The sequence below is a fragment of the Zhenpiania hominis genome, assembly GCF_014333425.1.
GTDB classification, from domain to species: domain Bacteria; phylum Bacillota; class Clostridia; order Peptostreptococcales; family Anaerovoracaceae; genus Hominibacterium; species Hominibacterium hominis.
The window spans coordinates 365,839-388,625 of record NZ_JACRYT010000001.1; the positions used below are offsets into that span (position 1 = coordinate 365,839).

The 22,787-nt window shown below is 47.4% G+C and carries 23 protein-coding genes; 19 read left to right on the forward strand and 4 right to left on the reverse strand.

What is annotated here, in order from left to right; genetic code table 11:
* Nucleotides 1–4 precede the first annotated feature (4 nt).
* Together H9L42_RS01835 and H9L42_RS01840 are read left to right on the forward strand one after the other, a co-directional pair.
* The gene (locus H9L42_RS01835; RefSeq protein ID WP_187301736.1) at nucleotides 5–919 is read left to right on the forward strand and encodes an ABC transporter ATP-binding protein; all 915 of its coding nucleotides are present in this window, start codon (nucleotides 5–7) and stop codon (nucleotides 917–919) included.
* Nucleotides 916–1,812, forward strand: coding sequence for an ABC transporter permease (locus H9L42_RS01840; RefSeq protein ID WP_187301737.1), 897 nt, complete (start codon nucleotides 916–918; stop codon nucleotides 1,810–1,812). Before H9L42_RS01835 ends, H9L42_RS01840 begins: the two co-directional genes overlap by 4 nt.
* A 68-nt stretch (nucleotides 1,813–1,880) precedes the next feature.
* Here H9L42_RS01840 and H9L42_RS01845 read toward each other — a convergent pair whose 3' ends face one another.
* Nucleotides 1,881–3,314, reverse strand: a complete 1,434-nt coding sequence (locus H9L42_RS01845) for a MobA/MobL family protein (protein WP_187301738.1) — start codon at nucleotides 3,312–3,314, stop codon at nucleotides 1,881–1,883.
* A gap of 245 nt (nucleotides 3,315–3,559) precedes the next feature.
* On the reverse strand, nucleotides 3,560–3,775 hold the full coding sequence (locus H9L42_RS01850; RefSeq protein ID WP_187301739.1) for a helix-turn-helix domain-containing protein: 216 nt from the start codon (nucleotides 3,773–3,775) through the stop codon (nucleotides 3,560–3,562).
* 182 nt (nucleotides 3,776–3,957) lie between these two features.
* On the opposite strand from H9L42_RS01850, the gene H9L42_RS01855 reads away from it, so the two are divergent.
* The 8 genes from H9L42_RS01855 to H9L42_RS01890 all read left to right on the forward strand — a co-directional run bounded on the left by H9L42_RS01855 (nucleotide 3,958) and on the right by H9L42_RS01890 (nucleotide 12,668).
* On the forward strand, nucleotides 3,958–4,623 hold the full coding sequence (locus tag H9L42_RS01855; protein ID WP_243235609.1) for a helix-turn-helix domain-containing protein: 666 nt from the start codon (nucleotides 3,958–3,960) through the stop codon (nucleotides 4,621–4,623).
* A gap of 109 nt (nucleotides 4,624–4,732) precedes the next feature.
* Nucleotides 4,733–6,031, forward strand: a complete 1,299-nt coding sequence (locus H9L42_RS01860) for a tyrosine-type recombinase/integrase (protein ID WP_187301740.1) — start codon at nucleotides 4,733–4,735, stop codon at nucleotides 6,029–6,031.
* 151 nt (nucleotides 6,032–6,182) lie between these two features.
* Nucleotides 6,183–7,193, forward strand: coding sequence for an SIS domain-containing protein (locus H9L42_RS01865; RefSeq protein WP_187301741.1), 1,011 nt, complete (start codon nucleotides 6,183–6,185; stop codon nucleotides 7,191–7,193).
* Between the two features lie 22 nt (nucleotides 7,194–7,215).
* Nucleotides 7,216–8,295, forward strand: coding sequence for an ABC transporter ATP-binding protein (locus tag H9L42_RS01870; RefSeq protein WP_187301742.1), 1,080 nt, complete (start codon nucleotides 7,216–7,218; stop codon nucleotides 8,293–8,295).
* On the forward strand, nucleotides 8,292–9,149 hold the full coding sequence (locus H9L42_RS01875) for an ABC transporter permease (protein ID WP_187301743.1): 858 nt from the start codon (nucleotides 8,292–8,294) through the stop codon (nucleotides 9,147–9,149). The genes H9L42_RS01870 and H9L42_RS01875 overlap by 4 nt, the downstream gene beginning before the upstream one ends.
* Nucleotides 9,150–9,995 carry an ABC transporter permease gene (locus H9L42_RS01880; RefSeq protein ID WP_187301744.1) on the forward strand — a complete coding sequence of 282 codons (846 nt, stop codon included), beginning with the start codon at nucleotides 9,150–9,152 and terminating at the stop codon, nucleotides 9,993–9,995. It abuts the gene before it with no gap.
* Nucleotides 9,996–10,013: 18 nt separating this feature from the next.
* Entirely contained in the window at nucleotides 10,014–11,081 is a 1,068-nt protein-coding gene (locus H9L42_RS01885; RefSeq protein ID WP_187301745.1) for a polyamine ABC transporter substrate-binding protein, read from the forward strand.
* 132 nt (nucleotides 11,082–11,213) lie between these two features.
* Nucleotides 11,214–12,668, forward strand: a complete 1,455-nt coding sequence (locus H9L42_RS01890; protein WP_187301746.1) for an MFS transporter — start codon at nucleotides 11,214–11,216, stop codon at nucleotides 12,666–12,668.
* A gap of 49 nt (nucleotides 12,669–12,717) precedes the next feature.
* Here the strand turns inward: H9L42_RS01890 and H9L42_RS01895 are convergent, their stop codons facing one another.
* A complete protein-coding gene (locus H9L42_RS01895; protein ID WP_187301747.1) occupies nucleotides 12,718–13,542 on the reverse strand; it encodes a MerR family transcriptional regulator in 825 nt (274 codons plus the stop codon).
* Between the two features lie 76 nt (nucleotides 13,543–13,618).
* Between H9L42_RS01895 and H9L42_RS01900 the strand changes: the two genes are divergently transcribed.
* From H9L42_RS01900 to H9L42_RS01915, 4 genes are all read left to right on the forward strand, one after another.
* On the forward strand, nucleotides 13,619–14,977 hold the full coding sequence (locus H9L42_RS01900; protein WP_187301748.1) for an MATE family efflux transporter: 1,359 nt from the start codon (nucleotides 13,619–13,621) through the stop codon (nucleotides 14,975–14,977).
* Nucleotides 14,978–15,070: 93 nt separating this feature from the next.
* On the forward strand, nucleotides 15,071–16,036 hold the full coding sequence (gene prmA, locus H9L42_RS01905) for a 50S ribosomal protein L11 methyltransferase (RefSeq protein ID WP_187301749.1): 966 nt from the start codon (nucleotides 15,071–15,073) through the stop codon (nucleotides 16,034–16,036).
* A gap of 6 nt (nucleotides 16,037–16,042) precedes the next feature.
* Entirely contained in the window at nucleotides 16,043–16,780 is a 738-nt protein-coding gene (locus tag H9L42_RS01910; protein WP_187301750.1) for an RsmE family RNA methyltransferase, read from the forward strand.
* Between the two features lie 15 nt (nucleotides 16,781–16,795).
* Nucleotides 16,796–17,962 carry an alanine dehydrogenase gene (locus H9L42_RS01915; protein WP_187301751.1) on the forward strand — a complete coding sequence of 389 codons (1,167 nt, stop codon included), beginning with the start codon at nucleotides 16,796–16,798 and terminating at the stop codon, nucleotides 17,960–17,962.
* A 17-nt stretch (nucleotides 17,963–17,979) separates the two neighbouring features.
* On the opposite strand, the gene H9L42_RS01920 is transcribed toward H9L42_RS01915, so the two are convergent.
* Nucleotides 17,980–19,827, reverse strand: coding sequence for a polysaccharide deacetylase family protein (locus H9L42_RS01920; protein WP_187301752.1), 1,848 nt, complete (start codon nucleotides 19,825–19,827; stop codon nucleotides 17,980–17,982).
* A gap of 184 nt (nucleotides 19,828–20,011) precedes the next feature.
* Between H9L42_RS01920 and mtaB the strand changes: the two genes are divergently transcribed.
* The 5 genes from mtaB (at nucleotide 20,012) to H9L42_RS01945 (ending at nucleotide 22,677) form a co-directional block, all read left to right on the forward strand.
* Nucleotides 20,012–21,358: a tRNA (N(6)-L-threonylcarbamoyladenosine(37)-C(2))-methylthiotransferase MtaB gene (gene mtaB / locus H9L42_RS01925; protein WP_187301753.1), complete on the forward strand. Its 1,347-nt coding sequence runs from the start codon at nucleotides 20,012–20,014 to the stop codon at nucleotides 21,356–21,358.
* Nucleotides 21,359–21,378: 20 nt separating this feature from the next.
* Complete coding sequence (locus H9L42_RS01930) at nucleotides 21,379–21,546, forward strand: hypothetical protein (protein ID WP_187301754.1); 168 nt, start codon at nucleotides 21,379–21,381, stop codon at nucleotides 21,544–21,546.
* A 1-nt stretch (nucleotide 21,547) separates the two neighbouring features.
* Entirely contained in the window at nucleotides 21,548–21,889 is a 342-nt protein-coding gene (locus tag H9L42_RS01935; protein WP_187301755.1) for a histidine triad nucleotide-binding protein, read from the forward strand.
* 127 nt (nucleotides 21,890–22,016) lie between these two features.
* Nucleotides 22,017–22,196, forward strand: coding sequence for a 30S ribosomal protein S21 (gene rpsU / locus H9L42_RS01940; RefSeq protein ID WP_022146591.1), 180 nt, complete (start codon nucleotides 22,017–22,019; stop codon nucleotides 22,194–22,196).
* Nucleotides 22,197–22,227: 31 nt separating this feature from the next.
* Entirely contained in the window at nucleotides 22,228–22,677 is a 450-nt protein-coding gene (locus tag H9L42_RS01945; protein WP_187301756.1) for a GatB/YqeY domain-containing protein, read from the forward strand.
* The last annotated feature ends 110 nt before the right edge of the window (nucleotides 22,678–22,787 follow it).

Consider the following 22,787-nt stretch of genomic DNA (forward strand, 5'->3'; position numbering starts at 1 on the left):
TTGAATGAGCAATATTATTCAAATCAATAATCTTAACAAGAGTTTTGGAAGTGTAAACGCTGTTCAGAATTTAAGTTTTCGTGTGAAAAAAGGAGAGTTGTTTGCCTTTCTTGGTATCAATGGGGCAGGAAAATCAACTACAATCAATATTATGTGCGGACAACTGTCGAAAGACAGTGGAAGCGTTTTTATTGATAAACACGATTTAGATAAGGATATGGACTATATTAAGCGTGAACTGGGTGTAGTTTTTCAATCATCTGTCTTGGATTCTGCCCTTTCTGTTTATGATAATTTGGAAAGCCGTGCCGCTTTATATGGCATTACTGGAATGGAGTTTAAGAAACGACTTGAGGAACTGGCGAAAATATTAGATTTTGAAAACTTATTGAAACGCATCGTTGGTAAATTATCAGGAGGACAACGCCGAAGAATTGATATTGCAAGGGCTTTGTTTCATAAGCCTAAAATCCTTATTCTTGATGAGCCGACAACAGGGCTTGATCCGCAGACACGCCGACTTATTTGGGATGTTATATCAAGTTTTCGCAAAGATGAAAATATGACTGTATTTTTAACTACGCACTATATGGAAGAAGCTGCGGAAGCTGATTATGTTGTAATCATTGATGATGGGAAAATATCCGCAGAGGGTACTCCGCTTGAATTAAAAAATATTTATACTGGGGATTACATCACAATTTATGATGTAGATGAAAAGGATATTAAAGCACTTGATGTGGAATATGAGCAAATCCGAAACGGTTATCGCCTTTCTGTACCGAATACAAAGGCTGCAACTGAATTGATTATTCGTAATCCGCAGTTGTTTAATGATTACGAAATAACAAAAGGAAAAATGGACGATGTTTTTCTTGCTGTTACGGGCAAAACATTGGTGGGAGGTGCAGAAAAATGAGTATGGCTTTCATTCTTATCAAAAGAAATATCAAATTGTTTTTCAAAGATAAGGGAATGTTCTTTACCTCTTTGATAACGCCTGCTATATTGCTTGTACTTTATGTGACTTTTCTTGGGAATGTGTATCGGGATAGTTTTACATCTAATTTACCTAATTCATTAAAACTATCAGAAAGCATAATAGAGGGACTGGTAGGCGGTCAACTTATCTCATCTATTCTTGCTGTTTCGTGTGTAACGGTTGCTTTTTGTTCTAATTTTTTAATGGTGCAAGATAAAGCAAATGGTACGATAAGAGATTTAAGAATATCTCCTGTGAAGTCAGCTACACTTTCGCTGAGTTATTATGTTGCAACCTTGCTTTCGACACTTATTATTTGCTTTGCTGCAACGGGTATCTGTCTTACTTATGTGGCTATTGTCGGTTGGTATATGTCACTCGCAGATATATTCTTTTTGTTTCTTGATATTTTACTCCTTGTTTTGTTTGGAACAGCATTATCTTCGATTATTAATTTTTTCTTGTCAACACAAGGACAAATTTCAGCGGTAGGCACAATCATCAGTGCGGGATATGGTTTCATTTGTGGTGCATATATGCCTATTTCTTCATTTGGAGAAGGGCTGCAAAAAATAATCTCATTTTTGCCGGGAACTTATGGTACATCACTTATCCGAAATCATACAATGCAAGGGGCACTTGTCGAAATGCAAAATCAAGGTATTCCAACAGAGGTTATTGAAAAACTAAAAGATTCCCTTGATTGCAATCTTTATTTTTTCGGAAGTCAAGTAAATATGGGAACGATGTATATGATACTTGGAATCACTATTTTGGTGTTGATTGGAATTTATATTTTGTTAAACAAATCAAAAAAATATAACTGTTAATTTTGTAGCTGAAAATGATTATGTATGCCGCCGCTATGGGTAACACCATAACGGCGGTTTTTCAATGCCTATCGGCTATCTCTGTCAATGGATTTTTTACGCTGTTTTTGCGGTGGTTGCTGCTTGTTGCGTTCCTGTATCTCACGCAGATGTTTTAACACGCTCTCCCGTTGGGGCAGCGCTGTCTGTTCTTTTTCGGCTGGTCTGCGGTTCTCCCTGACCTTGCGCTCCCATTCGGCAAGCTCCCGGTTGTAGTTCTCTACCACAGCCTCCGCCTTGCGGTAGGTCGCCATGAACGCCCGTACATCGGGATAGCCGTCCTCTTTTAAGATTTCAGGCAGTGCTTCCAGCATGGCGGAAATGTTTTCTTCCGTCCGCCGGATTTTTGCTTCCAGCTCTTTCCGCTCCCTGCCTTTGAAGATACCCTTTGTTTCAGCAAGCTGCGATTTCAGCCTGGGGACTTCCTCCTGCAAGCTGCGGATTTCCCTTGCCCTGTCCTGCACCCGTATCATCAGCTTCTGCATGGCGCCAAACTCCGCCATATCCAGATTGAGCACCGGCTTGGGCGGCAGCTCCGTCTGGCGTATCAGGTTCTGCAAAAACTCTTTCGCTTTGCTAACGATACTGCGGAACAGGTTAGGCAGCCAGCCCTTGCTTTTGATAGACTGGCTCGTTTTTTCGTGTATCTCCGTCCGTTTGATTTCTAAAATCTTTGCCTCCTCTATCCCCGATAAAAGCGCCATATCCGCCGTCCTGTTCCACTCCTGCCTTGCGGCGTTGTCCGCTTCTATCTCGGCGGCTTTGGGATTGTTCTTGCCGATCTTTTTGGTCGGCAAGTAGATACTGTCGGGATTGAACACCCGTAAATGCTGCTCAGGATCGGCGATATGCCGGTTGATAAGGTCGGTGTAATTTCTCTTGACTTCCTCTAAAAACGGCTCGCTTTTGAAACGCCCGTCCTTTACCGTAAAAAGGTGCTGTTCGTAAACGCCGCCTTTCGGGATAACGGTGCAGCCCTTCCGTATCTGCCCGTCCTCCCCTGTGATTTCTTTTTTGGTGCGTACCCGTTTGCCCGTTTCGTCAAAGAATACGCTGCGGGTTGCAATCTTAACCTCCGGCTCGGCAAGCAGCCGCCGTTCGCTGAAGATAAGGTGGATGTGGTAATTGGTCTTTCGCTTGTTGTGATGGAGCGCCGACACGCATTCCACATCATACCGCCTGCGGAATTCCTCCGTGAAATCTTCCAGTACCTGCGACGGCTCGTATTGCGTGTAGGCTTCGGGGAGGGCGATAATCAGCTCCCTTGCTTCGATACACTTCCCCTCTGCGCCGCTTCTCTGAAACTCCTGCTGGCTTTCCCTTGCGAGGCTGCTCCAAAAGGAATGGTCTGCGGTGCGGTAAACCGCATAGAGGTTTTCTTGCTTGGCGTGGCTTGTGATATACGATATTCTTCCCCTGACATTGGACAGCTTTGACATCTGAATAAAGCTGTGGCGTGTCATACATCATCTCCGTTTCTGTTTGGTAAAATGCCTGTCTCATTTTGCAACCGGCTTGCCGGCTGCGGCTGTTCCGATAAGGAGCAGCCAAAGAAAATTGCGCCGCAATTTTCTCTGTATCACAGCGGCGGCAGCCCTGCAAGCGGTGATACAGGCTCCCCGCAGGGGCGAAATACCCGGAGTACAAACCGCAGGTTTGTGCGAGGGGTGTATTTCGCTCTCAAACGCCGAGGGCTTTGAGAAAGTGGTTACTCCACCTTTCGGACATCGTCGGGCTTCAGAAGATTCCTCCCCTGATTGACGGTCATAAACCGCTCCAGCGTGTCCCTGCGGATAATGGTCTTGCGCCCGACCTTCAGCACGGGCAGCTTCCCCCAGTCCACCAGCTTCCGCATGGTGTTCCTGCCGATCCCCGTACATTCCGCCGCTTCCTCTATGGTAAATCCCATTTTGACTGTGTCCATTCTCTCGACCTCCTTCCAAAATACTCATTCTGCAACTTCTACATTGTTATTATACTTACTTTGCTATCGCTTGTCAACTCGTATTAAGCCCATTCAATAAATTTTTACAAAGAAATATGCAAAACAGGGTTGCAAATTCAACTCGCTTATGCTATGATAGTACTCGTTAGGAGGTGAAAGCCTTGAATGACAGGAAAATGCTTACCGCAAAAGAGGTAGGGCTGCGAATCAAGGAACGGAGAAACGAACTGAAAATCTCCATGCCCGAACTCGGCAGGCGTGTGGGCGTAAACAAGTCCACCATTCAGCGGTATGAAACGGACGGGGTAAACCCCACAAGAAGCATGGTCATCAACGGGCTTGCGGAAGCGCTGCTGACCACGCCCGAATGGCTGACCGGCCTTTCGGAAGAAAAAGAGTATTCCGTCCCGACGCTCTGTGAAAACGAGCTGACGGAGCACATCAGGAAGTATCTGGATACGGTTGCTTCCACCGTCAAAGGGGACGGGCACCGGCAGCTTATGACAACCTTTCTCGGAAAGCTGATCGACCTTTACACAATCCTGACCTGCCATTTTGCAGACGCCATGGCCGAGGTTGACCGTGTAGCGGAGGACGAAGGCTTGAAACAATCGCTCAGGCGGTATGCGGTTGAATCCGGGGCGATTACCGAACGGGTATATCGCAGGGAAATGGAACAGCCTATCGAAGATATGAAGCGATTTCTTGACGGGATTTTACATATCTACGATGAGGGACGCACAAAGGTATCCATGGGCGACCTCTTCGGGATAGTGGCGGAAGCCGAAGCACGGCTGTCCGAAAAAGAAAATTCCGTGGCACCTTGACAAAAAAACAGGCCGGTTGAAACCAACCGGCGGAAGTGACACAACTTATTTTACGCACACCATATGTCACAGTCCCGATTGCCACGGATAGGAAGGAGAATTTTTATCTATGGCAAAAGGTTCTGTAAGGAAAAAAGGCAAGAAGTGGTATTACCGCTTTTATATCGAAGATGAAAGCGGCAGGCAGGTACAGAAGGAGTTTGCGGGCACGGAGAGCAAAAGCGAAACGGAAGCGATGCTCCGCAAGGCAATGGAAGATTACGAAGCCAAAAGGTTTGTCGGCAAGGCGGAGAACATCACCGTAGGCGAAATGCTGGATCTGTGGATTGAGGAAGATTTAAAGCCCAGCAGCTTGAGCAACGGGACGGTCATGGCGTACACGGCGGCGGTCAAAAAGATCAGGAAATACCCGATAGGAAGCCGCAGGCTGAAAACCGTCACAGCCGACCATTTGCAGGCGTTCCTTGACTTTATGAGCTACGGCGGCACAAACCCGGACGGGACGGTCTCTCCCCCTATGAGCAAGGGATATATGCTCCAGTTCTCTGCGGTGCTGCAAGGGGCGTTCCGCTTTGCGGTGTTCCCGAAGCGGCTGATTACCTTCAACCCGATGCAGTATGTACGGCTGCGGGGGCGGAAAGAGGAAGCGGACATCTTCTGCGGGGAGGAAGCCGGGGCGGTTTCCCGTCCGACCATCACCCACGGGCAATACCTGAAGCTGACCGGCTATCTGAAAGAAAGGGAAAACCCTGCGCTGCTGCCCGTACAGATCGCCTACTACACGGGGCTTCGCATTGGCGAGGTCTGCGGCTTAACCTGGCAGGACGTCAATCTGGACGAGCAGTACCTGACGGTATGCCGCAGTATGCGGTACAACGGCACAAGGCACAAGACCGAGATAGGGACGACCAAGCGGAGCAAAGTCCGTACCGTGGACTTTTGCGACACGCTGGCGGAAATCCTGCGGGCGGCGAAGGCGGAGCAGCACAAAAACCGTTTCCAGTACGGGGAGCTTTACCACCTGAACTACTATACTGTAGTAAAGGAAAAAGACCGCAGCTACTACGAGGTTTACAGCCTGCCGGGGACGGAGCAAGCCCCCGAAGGGTACAAGGAATTATCCCTTGTCTGCGTCAGGCCGGACGGGATGTTTGAAAGCGCCGGGGCGGTCGGGCAGGTATGCCGGAAGGCAAGGAAACAGGTCGAAGGGCTTGAAGATTTCCACTTCCATATGCTGCGGCACACCTACACGAGCAACCTGCTGTCGGGCGGGGCAAAGCCCACCGATGTGCAGGAGCTGCTGGGGCACTCCGATGTCAATACCACGATGTCCATCTACGCACACGCTACAAGGGAAGCGAAGCGTACTTCCGCAAGGCTGCTGGACAAGGTAGTCGGCGGGGCATAAAGAACTTTCCCTTGTTTCGGCTCGTAAGGGCAAAAACAAGGGGAAATACATGAAAACCGAGCATGGAGCAGGCGAAACGCCTTGTATTCTCAATGGTTTTTGGAAAACTGAGTTTTTAATGTTAATTTTTATTTTGGGAGGAGCAAGTCCAATGCGTAATTTTGACGTAAAAAAGTACATAGAGGAAGGAAAGACAACCTACAGCAAGCGAAAAGATATTGAAGCACTGGCAGACAAAGTGACTGCACGGGGATACAACAATATCGTAATTATCGGGATCGGCGGAACCTGGGCCGAATGGCATCCGGTAGTTCATGTGATGAAGCACTATACGGATCTTCCGATTTATCTGGAAAATGCCGCGGAACTTTGTATTAAGAAAGACAAGCGCTATCTGACAAAAGACTCGCTGGTAATTACCGTATCCGCGTCCGGAGATACAAAGGAAATTTTAGCGGCAGTCAAAATGTGTAAAGAGATGGGAATTGAAGTGGCCGGCTTTACAAAGAACAACGAGACACCTCTGGCAAAAGAACTGGATTATATTATCGCCAATCCGTGCGGAGACTGTGAAGACTCCTATATGATGTTCTTCATGCTTGGACTTCGACTTTTATACAACCGGGGGGAATTCCCGAATTATGAAAAGTTCGCAGATCAGATGGGCGTTCTGCATGAAAATCTTCTGCGGATTCGGGAAGAATTTGAACCGAGAGCAGCTGAAATTGCCAGGGCTTATGCGAAAGAGCCGTACAATATCTTCGTAGGCTCCGGTACCCTTTGGGGGGAAACTTATCTGTTCTCTATGTGTATCCTGGAGGAAATGCAGTGGGTGAGAACAAAATCCGTTACTTCTGCTGACTTTTTCCATGGAACATTGGAACTGGTTGATAAAGATGTACCTGTATTCCTGTTTAAAGGAGAAGACGAATATCGCGAACTGGACAACCGTGTAGAACGCTTTTGTCAGAAAATTACGGACAAGCTGATTGTAATTGATACCAAGGATTATGATCTGAAAGGAATTGACGAGGAGTTCCGAGTGATCTGCTCTCCAATGATTTTAACGGCGCTGGTAACGGAACGGTTGGCGGCTCATTACGAACTGAATACCGGACACAGCCTGGACTTCCGCAGATACTACAGACAATTTGATTATTGATAACAGGCGGGAGGAAGAGACGATGGGCGAACCGATTGTTTCGTTAAAGAAGGTAAATAAATTTTTTGGATCCAACCATGTTATTAAAGATATGGATCTGGATATTAATGAGGGTGAGTTTCTCACTCTCCTTGGCCCGTCCGGCTGTGGAAAAACAACGATCCTTCGCATGATCGCGGGCTTTGAAGATGCGACCAACGGCGTGATCGAAGTTCAGGGAGAACGGGTAGAAGAGAAAGAAGCTTACGAAAGAGATGTTAATACTGTTTTCCAGAGTTATGCCCTTTTCCCGCATATGACGGTTTATGATAATATCGCCTACGGACTGACCGTGAAAAAGGTGCCGAAAGACCAAATTCGGGAGCGGGTTAAGGAAATGCTGGAACTTGTGCAGCTGATGGGATTTGAAGGCCGGAAACCGGATATGATGTCCGGCGGACAAAAACAGAGAGTCGCTATCGCGAGAGCGCTTATCAATAACCCAAAGGTTCTGCTTTTGGATGAACCTCTGGGCGCGCTGGATCTGCAGCTCCGAAAGCAGATGCAGATAGAGCTGAAGCGGCTGCAGAAGCTTTTGAACATTACATTTGTATATGTTACTCATGATCAGGAAGAAGCGATGACCATGAGCGATCGAATTGCGGTTATGAATGCGGGCGTAATTGAGCACCTGGCCTCTCCAAGTGAAATCTACAATCAACCGAAGACAAGGTTTGTTGCCAATTTTATCGGGGAATCCAATATTTTCACCGGAGAAGTGAAAAAAATGGAGGACCATATTGCGGAGATAAAGGTGGAGCAGGGAAACGTCAAGATGGAGCTTTCCGGATTTGAACAGGGAGAGCAAATCCACGTCTGCGTGCGGCCGGAAGTTATGAAATACAGTAAAACACCAATTGACGGATTCAGCCTGGAGGGTACGGTAAAGAATGTAATCTTTGTAGGAGCGCAGTACCGCACTCTGGTTACCATGGATAACGGATATGATGTGAAGATAAACCGTGTGAAACATGATAATGATCTGAAAGAGGGAGATCGGATTTATCTGTATTGGGATTTAGAGGATGCCACCGGAATCAAGGCACAGGAGGTGGAAGCATGAGCGGCTTCAGAAGGAAAATGCCGGTTGCGGTTACAGCGGGACCCATTTCCATATGGATGCTGATTTTCATACTGCTGCCAATGCTATATATTCTATTCATCAGCTTTATGACGAGAGATGTTTACGGCAACATTGAATACACCTTTACTTTGGATAATTATAAGGAAATGTTTCAGCCGCTGTACCTTTCGGTAATTGGAAAGTCGATAAAGATGGCCTTTATTACAACGGTGATTTGTCTGGTGGTCGGCTATCCGCTGGCTTACTATATTGCCAGCAAGCCGTCGAAAACCGCGGCAAAGCTTCTAATGCTGGTAATGATTCCGTACTGGACCAGTTCTCTGGTGCGGCTGTTCAGTATCAATCAGCTGGGGATGCCGAATGGCTTTATCAATTTGATTTTGCTGAAGCTTGGAATTATATCCGAACCAATTAATTTCCTGTTCAGCGATGGAATTGTCATAGTGGGGCTGTTGATCGCAATGCTGCCGTTTTCGGTACTGCCTCTTTACTCATCCATTGAAAAACTGGACAAATCTCTGCTGGAGGCGTCAAAAGATCTGGGAGCGAAACCGGCGAAGACCTTTTTTAAAGTGACGGTTCCTTTGACTATGCCGGGAATTGTAGGCTGTGTGCTGCTGGTATTCATTCCGTCTCTGGGCATGTACTATGTTCCGGAAATGTTGGGTGGAGGCAAGGTTATGCTTATCGGTACGCTGATTAAGAATCAGTTCCTGATGACAAAGAACTGGCCCTTTGGAGCGTCGCTGGCGATCCTTCTGATTCTGATTACACTTGCTATGATGTGGATCTACACAAGAGTTGGCAAGCTGGATGATCTGGAGGTGTGCTAGATGTCGGAACAGAAAAAGCTAAGTAAGCGACTAAGAAGAAAAAAAACTTGGGGGAGGATCAGCAATGTATACGCGTTTCTGGTATACTTGTTCATCTATATCCCGATTATCGTTATGATCATTTATTCTTTCAATGATCAGAAAAACAATTATTACTGGAACGGTTTTACGCTGGAATGGTACGAAAAGATCTTTACGGATTCGGATCTGTTGGAATTTTTGTGGGTATCTCTGATTGTGGCTATCGCGGCAACGGCAATTTCTATTATTATTGGAACCATTGGAGCCATGGGGCTTGTAAGGTTTGAGTTTAAGCTAAAGCAGGCGGTTAGCAGTTCTCTTTATATCCCGATTGTAGTGCCCGAAGTCGTTCTTGGTATCTCGCTTCTGATGCTGTTTGAGGTAGCTAATTTTCCTCTCGGCATGACAGCTATGATTTTGGCCCACGCGACCTTCTGTATTCCTTTTGTGGTGATTATCATGCGGGGCAGAATGTCGGGAATGGATCTTTCCATTGAAGAAGCTTCTATGGATCTGGGCGCGAATCGTCTGGTGACTTTTTTTCGGGTCACACTACCCATGTTGGTCCCGGGAATTTTATCCAGCGCGTTCATGTCTTTTACCTTGTCCATTGACGATGTTATTATCAGTAACTTTGTTTCAGGGCCATACGCGACGACTCTGCCGGTTAAAATTCTTTCAATGGTAAAAGTCGGATTGTCTCCGGAGGTAAACGCACTGACCTCCCTCATGGTCGCGGTGTTGTTGATCGGTATTTTACTTAATAGTGTTGTTCAGGCGATCCTTAAAAAGAGAGCTTCGACAAATATTAAATCTTATTTTTAAGAATGGAGGAAGATGACAATGAAGAGGTTAAAGAAATTCCTTGCATTTGCCGTGATCGGCGTAATGGTGTTCTCGCTTGCGGCCTGTGGAGGCGGAGGAGAAGAAGAAAACACAGGTGAAGTAAATGTTTACATGTGGTCGGACTATATGTCGCAGGACGTAGTTGATAAGTTTACGGAGGAAACCGGGATCAAAGTGAACTTTTCCTATATGAGTACGTCTGAAGAAGCGGCAGCTAAGATTACCAGCGGAGGCGGAGAACAGTACGATCTGGTGATGCCGTGTGACGCGGATATGACAAGTTTGATCGAAGGCGGTTACCTGGAAGAGATCAATCTGGACAATATTCCGAATTTCGAGAACCTGGGTGATGCCTATAAATACAGAGAGTTTGACCCGGAAAACAAATATGCGATTCCTTATTTCATGAATTATGTATATGTAATCTATAACAAGGATACTTGTCCGGTCGAAATTACATCTTATGAGGATTTGCTGGATCCACAGCTGAAAGGGCAGATCGCGTCTGTAACAGGTCCGCGTAATCTGTTCCCGATTGCCCTTGTTTCTCTGGGGTACGATCCGAACAGTACAAATGATAAAGAAATTGAAGAAGCTTATGAATGGCTGCAGGATTATGTACCAAATGTAGCCGGATTCGATTCTGACAGCGCGGAAAAACTGCTGATTAACGGAGCGGCTTCTGTAGGTTTTGTATTCGACGGTCAGGCAACCAGAGCCTTTGACGCTATGGATAATCTGGAAGTTGCTGATTTAAGTGATCCGATTCAGCTGGGCGTGGATGAGTTCGTAATTCCGAAGGGCGCGAAAAATAAGGAAAACGCGGAAAAATTCCTGAACTTCCTGCTGGATGCGGAAAACATGGCAGAAAACCTGCAGGATGATAATTTCTATTCCTGCCCGAATGAAGCGGCGGTAGAACTGATGCCGGATTCCTACAAAAAACACCCGGCAATTAATATCCCGCAGAAAATGAAAGAAAATTATTTCCTGCAGCTGGATGTCGGTGACGCTATGAAGACATATGATAAATACTGGACGATGCTGATGTCGGAAGAACAGTAAATCAGTCCTGTTATAAAGAACAGAGATGAGGCGGAAAAACCTGGTGTGCCTGGCGGTACGCCGGGTTTTTTCTTGGCTGTGGACACAGGGACAGTATCAGAGTGGAACAATTACTGAAAGGAGAGAGTATCCATGAAACTGAAGCGTAAGACAAAAATTTCATATGGGCTGGCAGGTGTTGGAGACTCGGCCTTTTATAATCTGGCAGGAACCTTTTTTATCTTTTTCCTCAGCACCATTGTAGGATTGGATCCGGGTGTCGCTGGGACCATTGCGGCTGTCGGCGCAATTTGGGAAACCTTATGCGGAGCGGTTGTTGGATATCTATCGGATCATACGAGAACCAGATTCGGGAGAAGGAAACCCTATCTTTTGATTGCGGCTTTCCCGCTGGCACTCTTTACAAGCCTGGTTTTTACCGCTATCGACGCGGGGGCAGGTTTTCGGGCTTTTTATTATACAGTGATGGTAATTCTTTTCTGGACCTCATTTTCTGTCTTTTTTGTGCCTTATCTGGCCTGGGGTGCGGAGCTGACCCAGGACTACGATGAGCGGACCGTATTGAGAGGATATACGTTTTTGTTTAACAATCTGGGGATGGCCATTGGAATGATTCTGCCAAATATCCTCGTGGATCTGCTGATGCAGTGGGGGAAAAGCGAGTCCGGAAGCTGGCAGATGATGGCGATTTTCTGCGGCCTGTGCTCGGGTCTTACGATTTTTGCCGGCGCTCTGGGAATTCGAGATCCGAAAGAGCTGGAGCCAGAGGGGGAAGAACTGGGAAAAAAGAAAGACAAGAGCGCAAAAAGAAGAACGGACAGTCTGAAAAAAATTTGGAATGTCGTGGCGGATATGGTAAAAAACTATGTTCAGATTTTGCGGCTGAGGGCCATCCGTTTTATTTTAGGAGCCAGTATTTTTTATCTGATCGGGTACGCCATCTTTTGTTCCGATCGAATGTATTTTTTCACCTATAATATGCGGCTTTCTCCGGGAGCAATTACGGTTGTCATGGCGATTATGACCTTCGCCTCTTCCGTGTTTGTGCCGGTCATTCCGGCGCTCGGCAGGAGATTCGATAAAAGGACGCTGTTTATCGCCGGAATGGCGTTTTCCGTAGCGGTAATGGGGCTGTATGGATTTATCGGCGTTTCCTCCTTAGCGGCGGCCGGAATTTACGCTATCGCCTACTGCATGGGAAGCATCTGTTACTGGCAGCTGATTCCGGCCATGATTTATGATGTATGCGAAGTGGATCAGCTGGTCAATCGGAAAGAACGGGCCGGACTTGTCATTTCTCTGCAGTCCCTTTCTGAATCCCTGGCAAATGCTGTGGGACTGCAGCTTCTGGGGTTGATTCTTAAATTCGCGGGATTTAACGGAACGGCTTCGGTGCAGGCGCAGTCCACCTTGCTGTGGACCCATCTGTGTTTTACTCTGATCCCGGTCCTCTTTATGATTCTGTCCATTGTGATGATGGCGCGCTATCCGGTAACAAAGGAGATGTACAATCGGGTGCTTTCCGCCCTGGAACAGAGAAAACGCGGAGAGGAAATCGATATGGAGCCCTTCAAAGGCTTGAAATAAATGTTCGCGCGTGGAGGTTTTCCATGAACGAGCCTGTGGATCATGTCTCCTATCCATCCATCAATGGCAGAGAAAGCTTCAGTGTGTAGTTGTCATAACCTTTGACTGACATTTCATCCAGGAGTACATCTTCGTAAATATGCGAGCCTGGAGAAAACCCGTGTTCCGCCGCATAATTGAGGAGTTTCTGGCAGATTCCCACCACATTTCGATAGCCCTGGTTATCACAACAGACCGCGAATACGCCAGCCGGTCGGACAACTGCTTCCGGGAACCCTGCGTTGGAAATTTTTGTATAAAAATGGGAATAGACGTAGTTATTTTCATTTTTTAGACATTCTACCGGAATCATACCTCCGATAGCGTAAGGGCTGTAAATATCCAGACTGTGACAGAAATTCAGATGTTCCGTCATAGCGGTGGTAATAGCCTTGTCTTCGTCTTCCCCGTTATACTCGGTTACAATCAGGTATTCTTCGGGGCGGTTTTCCAAAAGAATCTTTCCTACAGGTATAGAAAGCCCCGCTTTGGTAAGACCCATTTTTGTATGTATAAAGCGCTTGAGCCACTGCAGCTCTTTGATTTTTTCATCAACCTCTTTTTTCTGCTGCTCCAGAAGTTCCAGGAAGGCCTGGGGGCTGCGGTGATCCAGATAGTCTTTAATTTCCGCGAGAGGCATATCCAGTTCTTTCAGCATGGAAATAGTGGAGAAGATTTCAAGCTGTGTGTAGGAGTAATAGCGGTATCCATTTTCTCCCACTACTTCAGGAGAGAGGATACCGATATCATCGTAATGGAATAGGGTTTGTTTTTTTACATTGCATAACCGGGCGAATTCTCCAGTAGTAAAATAGTCTTTTAGGTTCGTCGTCATTTTTTTGATCTCCTATTGACTGTTTGGTTACCGTATACTTTATCATATTTTTTGTGAAAAGGAAAGGCAGGATAGAATGGAACATTTATTTGATAAAGAAGTAAGACTTGGGAATTTTGTGAAGTTTGTTACGCCATCCGTAATCATGCTGGTGGTAATCGGACTCTATTATATCATCGACAGTATTTTCGTCTCGAATTTTGTCGGTTCGGACGCGCTGGCATCTCTGTCTATCGTATATCCGATCCAGGGAATTGTCTGGGGTGTTTCGGTCATGCTGGCCGCCGGCTCCAGCGCGGTAGTGGCCATTAAAATGGGTGAAAAAAAGTATCGGGAAGCGGATGAGAAGTTTACCCTGATCTGTATTGTTTCCGCAGCCATCGGGGTAGCGATGATTATCGCGGGATTTATTTTTATTGATGAGATAATTGGTTTTCTGGGAGCAACGGAACGTCTGTGGGATTATTGCAAGGGGTACGCGCAGATTTTGATTCTGGCTATTCCGGCGGCTTTTCTGGGAGTGCTGTTTGAGTACTTTATCCGTGTGGACGGACGTCCGGGCTTTACGCTAATGTTATATCTGTCCGGCGGAATCGTACATCTTGGTCTGGATTATGTATTTATCGTTGTCTGTGACTGGGGGATTAAAGGCGCCGCGTGGGCAACTCTGGCCGGTATGGTGACCGTCATGTTAATCGGAGCGGGTTATTTTGTTTTCCGGGAGACGCAGTTAAAAATTGTAAAGCCGAAATGGGACGGCAGATATATCGCTCATTCCATGCTGAACGGATCTTCCGAGATGGTATCAGAGGCTTCGGTAGGAATTACAACTTTCTTCTTCAATATGATTGTCATACGGTTGGCGGGAGAAAACGGCGTGGCGGCCCTGAGTATTGTGCTGAACTCCCATTATCTTCTGATTTCCGTACATCTTGGCTATATTACAGGCGTAGCGCCGCTGATCAGCTATTTTTATGGGGCGAAAGAATATCTGAAAGTAAACGTATTTTTGAAATATTCAAGGGTCTTTATGCTGTCTTCCTCTGTGATTCTGGCAGTATTGTGCTTTATCTGCGCGCCCCTTATCGCTCAGGCTTATGAGCCAAAGGGAACTCCGGTCTACGAAATGGCGGAGACAGGGATTCGGTATCTGTCGGCAGCGTTTTTGTTTACCGGTGTGAATGTGTTTGCCTCCGGCTTTTTCACAGCTTATGGAAACGGCCAGATTTCCGCGCTGATCTCTTTGTCAAGAGCGCTGATTATGGTGCTGGTTGGAGCTTTCCTCCTGTCCTGGCTGTTCGGCCTGCACGGAGTCTGGATGACCCTTCCCTTCGCGGAGGTTACAACAACGGCGCTGGCGCTTGGAATGTTCAAACGGTATAAAAATGTGTATCACTACGATTTGCTGTACCGGGGAGACGGAAAAACGGCATAAAAGCCTTTTCGTACAAACTGCGCAAAAAAACAGGGCAGCCCTTGTCGGAAGCCCTGTTTTTCTATATAATAAAACAGATGCGGGAGGTTGCAGATGAAATTTATTGAAGTTAAGATTTATACCAGCCATCAGGGAGTCGAACCGTTGACGGCAATGCTGATGGAAAAGGGCATCAGCGGAGTGGTCGTAGACGATCCGCAAGATGCGGAGGAGCTGTTGGATAAAAAGAATGAGTACGAATGGGACTATATCGATCGATCTCTTTTGGAAAATCAGGAGAAGGAACCGGTAGTCTCTGTATTTTTTGAAGATACAGAGGAAGGCCGCAGGCAGGTCCAGGAATTGAAGATTTCTGTGATGATGTTAAAAAGCAAAGAGATGGAAGGCGTGTTCGGCTGGGATGCGGATCTGGGACGGCTCTATGCGGAAGACCGGGTTGTAGATGATGAGGACTGGAAGGATAAATGGAAGGAGTACTTCAAACCGGCGAAAGTAACGGAGACTCTGGTTGTAAAGCCGACCTGGGAAACTTACGAGAAGACCGGCAGCGAAAAGGTAATTGAACTGGACCCGGGAATGGCCTTTGGTACCGGCACCCATGAGACGACGACCATGTGTATGGAGCTGATGGAGCATTATTTGAAAGAGGGGCAGAGCGTCTTGGATATCGGATGCGGATCCGGAATCCTTTCCATTGCCGCGGCGTTTCTGGGGAGCAGCCGGGTGCTGGGAATTGAAATCGATCCGGACGCGGTGCGTACGGCTAGGGAAAATGTCAGCGCCAACGGCGTAAGCGAATTGGTGGAAATCAGAGAAGGCGATCTGACAAAGGACGTGGATGAGAAAGCGGATCTCATCGCTGCCAACCTGATCGCGCCTTTAGTGATTCAGCTTGCGGAGCCTGCGGCGGAACATCTGAACGAGGGCGGAGTCTTTATCTCTTCGGGAATTCTCACAGAGAGGAAGGAAGAGGTGGAAAAAGCGATTCGCGAGGCGGGATTTGAGATCTTGGAAATTCGGGAAAAAGGAGAATGGTGCGCGATTGCGGCACGGAAATAGAAACGGATGAGCAAATTTTTTGTTGACGCGTCGGATGTTCAAGGAGGAAGCATTTTTATCCGTTCCAGAGAAGATGTCCGGCATATTGTAAAGGTGCTTCGCCTGAAAGAAGGCGCGGAGATTGAGATTTCCGACTCCGCTCAGTGGGAATATACGGCGCGGATCTGCTTTATCGGAGAAGACGAGGTGGAAGCCGAGATCCTGGACAAACAGAAATTCGCAAGAGAGCCGGAACTCCAGGTGACCTTGTTTCAAGGCATTCCCAAACAGTCGAAGATGGAGACGATCATCCAGAAATGTGTGGAGCTGGGCGTTTACGAAGTCGTTCCGGTATTTATGGAACGGACGGTTGTTGTAGATAGAGGAAAGTTCTATAAAAAGCAGGAGCGCTGGCAGAAAATTTCCGCGGAGGCAGTTAAGCAGTGCAGGCGAGGGATTATTCCAGAGATCGGAGACGCGCGGAATTTCAAGGAAATGGTCAAAGCGCTGGATGGATTTGACCGGATCGTATTTCCGTACGAAAACGAGACGGGGAGGACGATAAAAGACTGTTTGCGTGGATTTGAAACGAAGCCTCGGCGGGTGGCGCTGATTATCGGACCGGAAGGGGGATTCTCCGATGAAGAGGCGCGACAGCTGAAAGAGAGAGGCGCGGACTGTGTTTCTCTGGGAAAAACGATTTTGCGGACGGAAACAGCGGGCCCTGCGGCTATGGCGATGCTGATGTATGAGTTGGAATTATAGACGGGAGGAAAAACGATGAAGTTTGGATTGCTGAAAGATATTAAGAACGGAGAATACCGCACCATTGTAACGCCGGTGGAGGTGCGGAGCATTGCCGGCTGCGGGCATGAGGTGCTGGTTCAGGCCGGAGCGGGAGAGCGGGCCGGATTTGAAGACCGCGCCTATGAGGAAGCCGGAGCGGAAATCGTTCCTGCGGCAGAGGACATTTTCGGTCGGTGCGATCTGGTTACGAAAGTAAAAGAAATCGAACCTTCCGAATACGACCTTTTGAGGGAAGGGCAGATTCTTGTGACCTGTATCCATCCAGCGGCTCATCCGGAAGAAGTACAGGCGCTTTTAGACAAAAAGGTGATCGCCTTTACCGCGGAAGACTCTCACCGCTATGGATCGCCCAACTGTGAAGCGGCCGGAAAACAGGGAGCCCTTGCGGGATTGAACGCAATGCTTACCACCAATGGCGGAAAAGGAAAATTTGTAAGCGGACTTGCGGGTGCTCCGGGGATGAATGTTCTGATTCTGGGAGCGGGAATTGTCGGAAAAGCGGCGCTGTCCGTGCTCCACGCCCTGGGAGCGAAAGTGACGGTGATGGATATTAATCTGGGCGTGCTTCGCGAGGTGGAGGCGCGGTATCAGAACGCGGTAGATACCATGTACTGTACGAAAGAGAATATCCGCAGCCTGCTGCCGGAGACAGACATGATTCTCAATTGTGTGAAGTGGCCGAAAGGAAACCCGGATTTCCTTGTGGATCGGGAAATGCTGAAGCTGATGGAGAAGGGTTCCGTTCTTGTGGATATCAGTAACGATACAGATGGAGCTATTGAATCCTTTCACGAAACGACTCATGAAAACCCGACCTATGTGGAAAACGGAGTCATTCACTATTGCGTAAGCAACATTCCAGGTGCCATTGCGGGATCGACATCCGTAGCGTACGCGGCTTCCATGCTTCCGCATTTCCTCAAACTGCTGAATGACGGTGTAGCGGAAGCATGTGTACAAGACGGTTTCCTTCGCAGGAGCCTAACCGTATATAAAGGGTATCTGACACATGAGGAAACCAGCGCTCTGCAGGGCAGGCCGTGGATTCGTCCGGAAGAGATCCTCGGCATCACCGATCGGGAGCTGGATCCGGCGCCGCCGGCAACGGTAACGCGTTCCGACAACTTCCTGAAACGGTAGACAAAAGCGGGGAAAATTTACTTTTTGCCCATTGTTTCAAAAAAGCGGGCGCTTGATTTTTCAGGAGTCCTCAGACAGCGTTTTAAAAAGTAAAGGCTGTCGGGGTCTCCTTTTTTTATGGTGTTAATTCCTTCTTCGCAGCCCAAAGACGCTTTAAATCCCAATTTTTTAATCGTTTTCAAACTGCTCCTGCTGACAGCGCCGAAGGGGTAGGTGAAAGTGCTGGGCGCAGTGCCGGTGGCATCCTGTATTTTCGTTTGAAGTTTTGATAAGTCCTTTTTTAGAAATCTGTCATACGCCTGTCTGCTTTCACCGGATTTTCGTTTTACTCCGTTCCTCCCGCCTGTGTTTTTATGACAGTTGTAAGAGTGGTTTTGAATCTCTACAAGTCCGGAAGCAGCCATTTCCTGAACCTGTTCCCAGGTTAGACTGGAATAAGTGGCGTGGCCGCCGCCGCTGCGGCTGTCTTTATCGGTCTCTTTCCCAATAATGGAGATAACCGCTTTTTCTTGATATTTTTTTAACAGGGGAAAAGCGTAAAGATAGTTATTATAGTAGCCGTCATCAAAGGTAATCAGAATCGGCTTTTCCGGAAGCGGTCTTCCATTTTCCACATAGGCAATAAGATCAGACATGAGGATTGATGTATAGCCGTGTTTTTTTAAATATTTCAGATCTTGTTCAAAAAGCTTGGGGCTAATGACATAGCTGTTCTGCATCGCAGGGTCCTTTAAAAGACTGTGATACATCAGAACAGGCAGGCGTACCTGCTGTCTCGGATCCTGGGCCGTATCAGACTCCTGCGGCTGAGAATTCTCCAGAGTCTGTGTCTGCTGCAATTCCTCTTTCGCGGAAGCCAGATAATAACTTTCCTCCGAGAACTGGTATCTGCGCACGTACTCTTCTCCATCCGGGACAACCTCAGATGTATGATGGGACAAAAGCTTTGTGAGGGCGTAAAGATCGATCCAGACCTGATTCGGACTATCCTTTGCTTCTTCATCGAGAACCAGCTGCATGCCGAAATGAAGGTGGGGTGTATCAATATTGTTGGTGTTCTCTTTCAGGCTGTAGCCGGTCTGCCCCACATACCCGATTACCTGGCCGGCTGTGACGGACTGGCCGACGTACAGATTTTCCACATAAGGGTGATCTTTTTGCAGGTGCGCGTAGTAGTAATACCGTTCCTTGTCAAAACTCCGGATTCCGATCCGCCAGCCTCCATACTGATTCCAACCGATGGCTTCGATGATTCCTCCCTCCGCGGCCACAACGGGCGTTCCGGTAGCTGCCGCCAGATCATGTCCCAGATGTTTCCTGCTGTAACCATAGCTGCGGGGCTTTCCAAAATCGTCTGCATGGGTATAATGGTATCCTTCCGCAAGGGGAAAAAATCCTTTTAACCCGTACTGCTCCACCCAGTGGGTTTCCCCGCTTCCGTCCTCGTTTGGAACTTCCCGCTTGAAATAGCCGAGGAATCCATTTAGAACAGCGCCGTAAGCTTTTTTATAATATGGAAAATACTTGTAGTCTTTTGTGAAGTCTTCCAGCTTCTGGCCGCTTTGGAGGTGTGAAACAAAAGGCTCCAGATCGGTTTGGTCATATTTTGAAAAATCGCCTCCGTATTTAGCGCCCAGATAAGCAAGAGAGTCGATCCAATTGATATGAGGCTGCTGATCGTAGGTTTGAATATCCAGCTCCATCGTTTGTTCAAGAGCTTCATATGTTACGTCGAAATCGACCCATTTTATATTTCCGCTGCTGTTGACGGAGGGTTGGACAGAGTGCTGGCAGGCAAAAAGCGAGAAGCCCGCAATAAGACCGGCTGCCAGAGCCGCAAGAAGTTTGAACAGTTTTTGTTTCAAGACCGTCCTCCTTTGTATTCGGGGTATATAGAAAATATATGCGGGAAAATGGAAAATATAAAAAAGTTTTCATCTGTTTGTTGGCGCGCTCGGTTTCCTCGCCGCCTCTTTACTTTTTCTGCGATTTCAATATAATAAGGAAAGAAGCCGCGAGCGGATATCAGGAGAAAGGAAAAAACAGACAATGAAAGCTGCGTTTCACACATTAGGGTGTAAAGTGAATCAATATGAGACAGAAGCTCTGTGTCGACAGTTTCGGCAGCAGGGCTATGAAATCGTGGAGGAAACGGAATTTGCGGATGTGTACGTAATCAACACCTGTACGGTGACAGGGCTTGCGGATCGCAAATCCCGTCAGTATATCCGCAGAATGAAAAAAGTAAACCCGGAGAGCATTGTGGCGGTAACCGGATGCTACGTGCAGATGAAGCCAGAGGAAGTCGCGGATATAGAGGGGGTGAATCTGACGGTCGGCATCAATGAGAAACACCGCCTAATCGAGTATATCGAAGAATTCCTGAAAGAGCGGAAAGCGCAGACGCATGTGCTGGCTTACGAGGAATTGAACGACTATGAAGAGATGGGACCTGTGACAGCGGTGGAAGACCGGACGCGAGCGTATATCAAAGTACAGGAGGGGTGCAACCGATTCTGTTCCTATTGCGTGATTCCCTTTGCCAGGGGAAATGTTCGGAGCAGACCGGTTTCCCATATCCTTGAGGAAGCGGAGCTCCTGCTGGCGAAGGGATATAAAGAGCTGGTTCTGACCGGGATCAATACGGCGCTCTATGGTGCGGAAGCGGGATTTTACAGAGAAGAAGGAGCTCCGGACGGAATTGAACAGGTCATTGAGCGGCTGGACCGTCTGCCGGGAGAATTTCGCATCCGCCTGAGCTCTCTGGAACCTGCGGTTGTCAATGCGGAATATGTAAAACGACTGCTTTCATATGAGAAACTTTGCCATCATCTGCATCTTTCCGCTCAGAGCGGAAGCGACCGAATTTTAAAAGCCATGAACCGTCCTTACGGGAGGCAGGAGTACCTGGATATTGTAAAAGCGCTGAGAGACTATGAGCCGGAATACGGGATTACTACGGATCTGATCGCGGGGTTCCCAGGGGAAACGGAAGAAGATTTTCAGGACAGCCTGCGTCTGATTGAAGAAGTGGGATTCGGCAGGGTACATGCCTTTAAATATTCCAGGCGGCCAAATACAAAGGCGGCGGCTATGGAGGGACAGATCCCGGAACCGGTGAAAAAGGCGCGGAGCCAGATGCTGATGGAGGCAGGTGAAGAGGCTTGCCAGCGTTTTTTGGAACAAAACCGGGGGAAGGTTCGGAAGGTCCTGTTGGAAGAGTACAAAGAAGAAGAACACGCTCTGACCGGTTATACCGATAATTACATTCGCGTGTACCTTCCTGCGGAGGAGGGCCAGGATAGCGAATTGGATGGCCTGCTCAACAAATTTCGCGATGTAAGGCTGGTAGAACCATTTTTAGATGGAATGAAAGGCGAATTTCTGGTATACTGAAAAAAAGGAGGTACAGGACAATGAGCAGGAAAACTTATGTGATAATTGTTGCTTCGATGGCGGCTGTCATGGCTTTTGTGCAGTTCAGCGGACTGGGACAGCTCATACGGGACAATACGCCGCAGGCATTCTGCGAGGGAGGTACCTGTGCCATGAAACTTTACGATAAAATGATGGAGGAAAAGTGATATGGGAGATTGTGTCTTCTGCAAGATCGCAGAAAAGGAAATTCCGTCAAATATTGTTTACGAGGATGACCAAATAATCTGTTTTCATGATCTGGAGCCTCAGGCTCCGGTACATGTGCTGATTATTCCGAAAAAACATATTGCCTCAATGGATGATGTATCGGCGGATGACCAGCAGCTGATGGGTTATATTATGACAAAAGTAAAAGAAATCGCGAAGACCCTGGGGCTTGAGAATGGTTATCGCCTTGTCAATAACTGCGGGGAAGATGGGTTCCAAACCGTAAAACATCTGCATTTCCACCTGCTTGGAAAGCGGAAAATGACCTGGCCTCCAGGCTGAGGCAGCAGGCTTTGTACCAAAAAAGCCTTGCATAATTGTACAAAGAATAGTATAATAGCACCGTTATCAATAAGACCGTTCCAGAGCATCTATGTGATTTCAGAATACGTCAGGAGGTGAAACGGAAATGGCACAGGTAATTGTTAGAGAAAACGAAAGCTTGGAAAGTGCGCTGAAGAGATTTAAGCGTTCTTGCGCGAGAGACGGCGTTATGTCCGAACTCAGAAAAAGAGAGCACTATGAAAAGCCGAGTGTAAAGAGAAAGAAGAAGTCTGAAGCTGCGAGAAAAAAGGCAAAGAAATACTAAGTCGGCAGCGTAGATTCGAGGTGTTTTAGAAGTGACCTTAAAGGAACAACTGATGGCTGACTTCAAAGACGCTATGAAGGCGAAAGACGAAGTCAGAAAGAATACGATTAGCTTTGCTCGTGCCGCAATCAAGCAATATGAGGTTGACAATCGGCAGGAGCTGGATGATGAAGGGATTATCGCGATTTTATCGAAACAGGTTAAGATGAGAAAAGATGCCCTCTCTGATTTTGAAAAAGCTGGACGAACGGACTTAGCGGATGACTATAAAGCCGAAATTGAGATTCTGATGAGTTACCTTCCCGAACAGATGGACGCATCCAAAATCAAAGAAGCCGTACAGGCTGCGGCGGATGAGATGGGGATTGAAAAGGACAAGAAGAACATGGGCAGGCTCATGGGCGCTGTGATGAAGAAGGTAAAAGGCCTGGCGGACGGAAACGACGTCCGGAAGGCAGTGGAAGAATTTTTAAGTGAATGACTTTACTTAGGGGTGGGGGAACCTGCCCCTTTTTGTTTTTTTGAAAAACGTGTTTCGCCGGATAATGCCGTATTGGGCGTCCGGGTACTCTCACAAAATTTTGGCCGGCT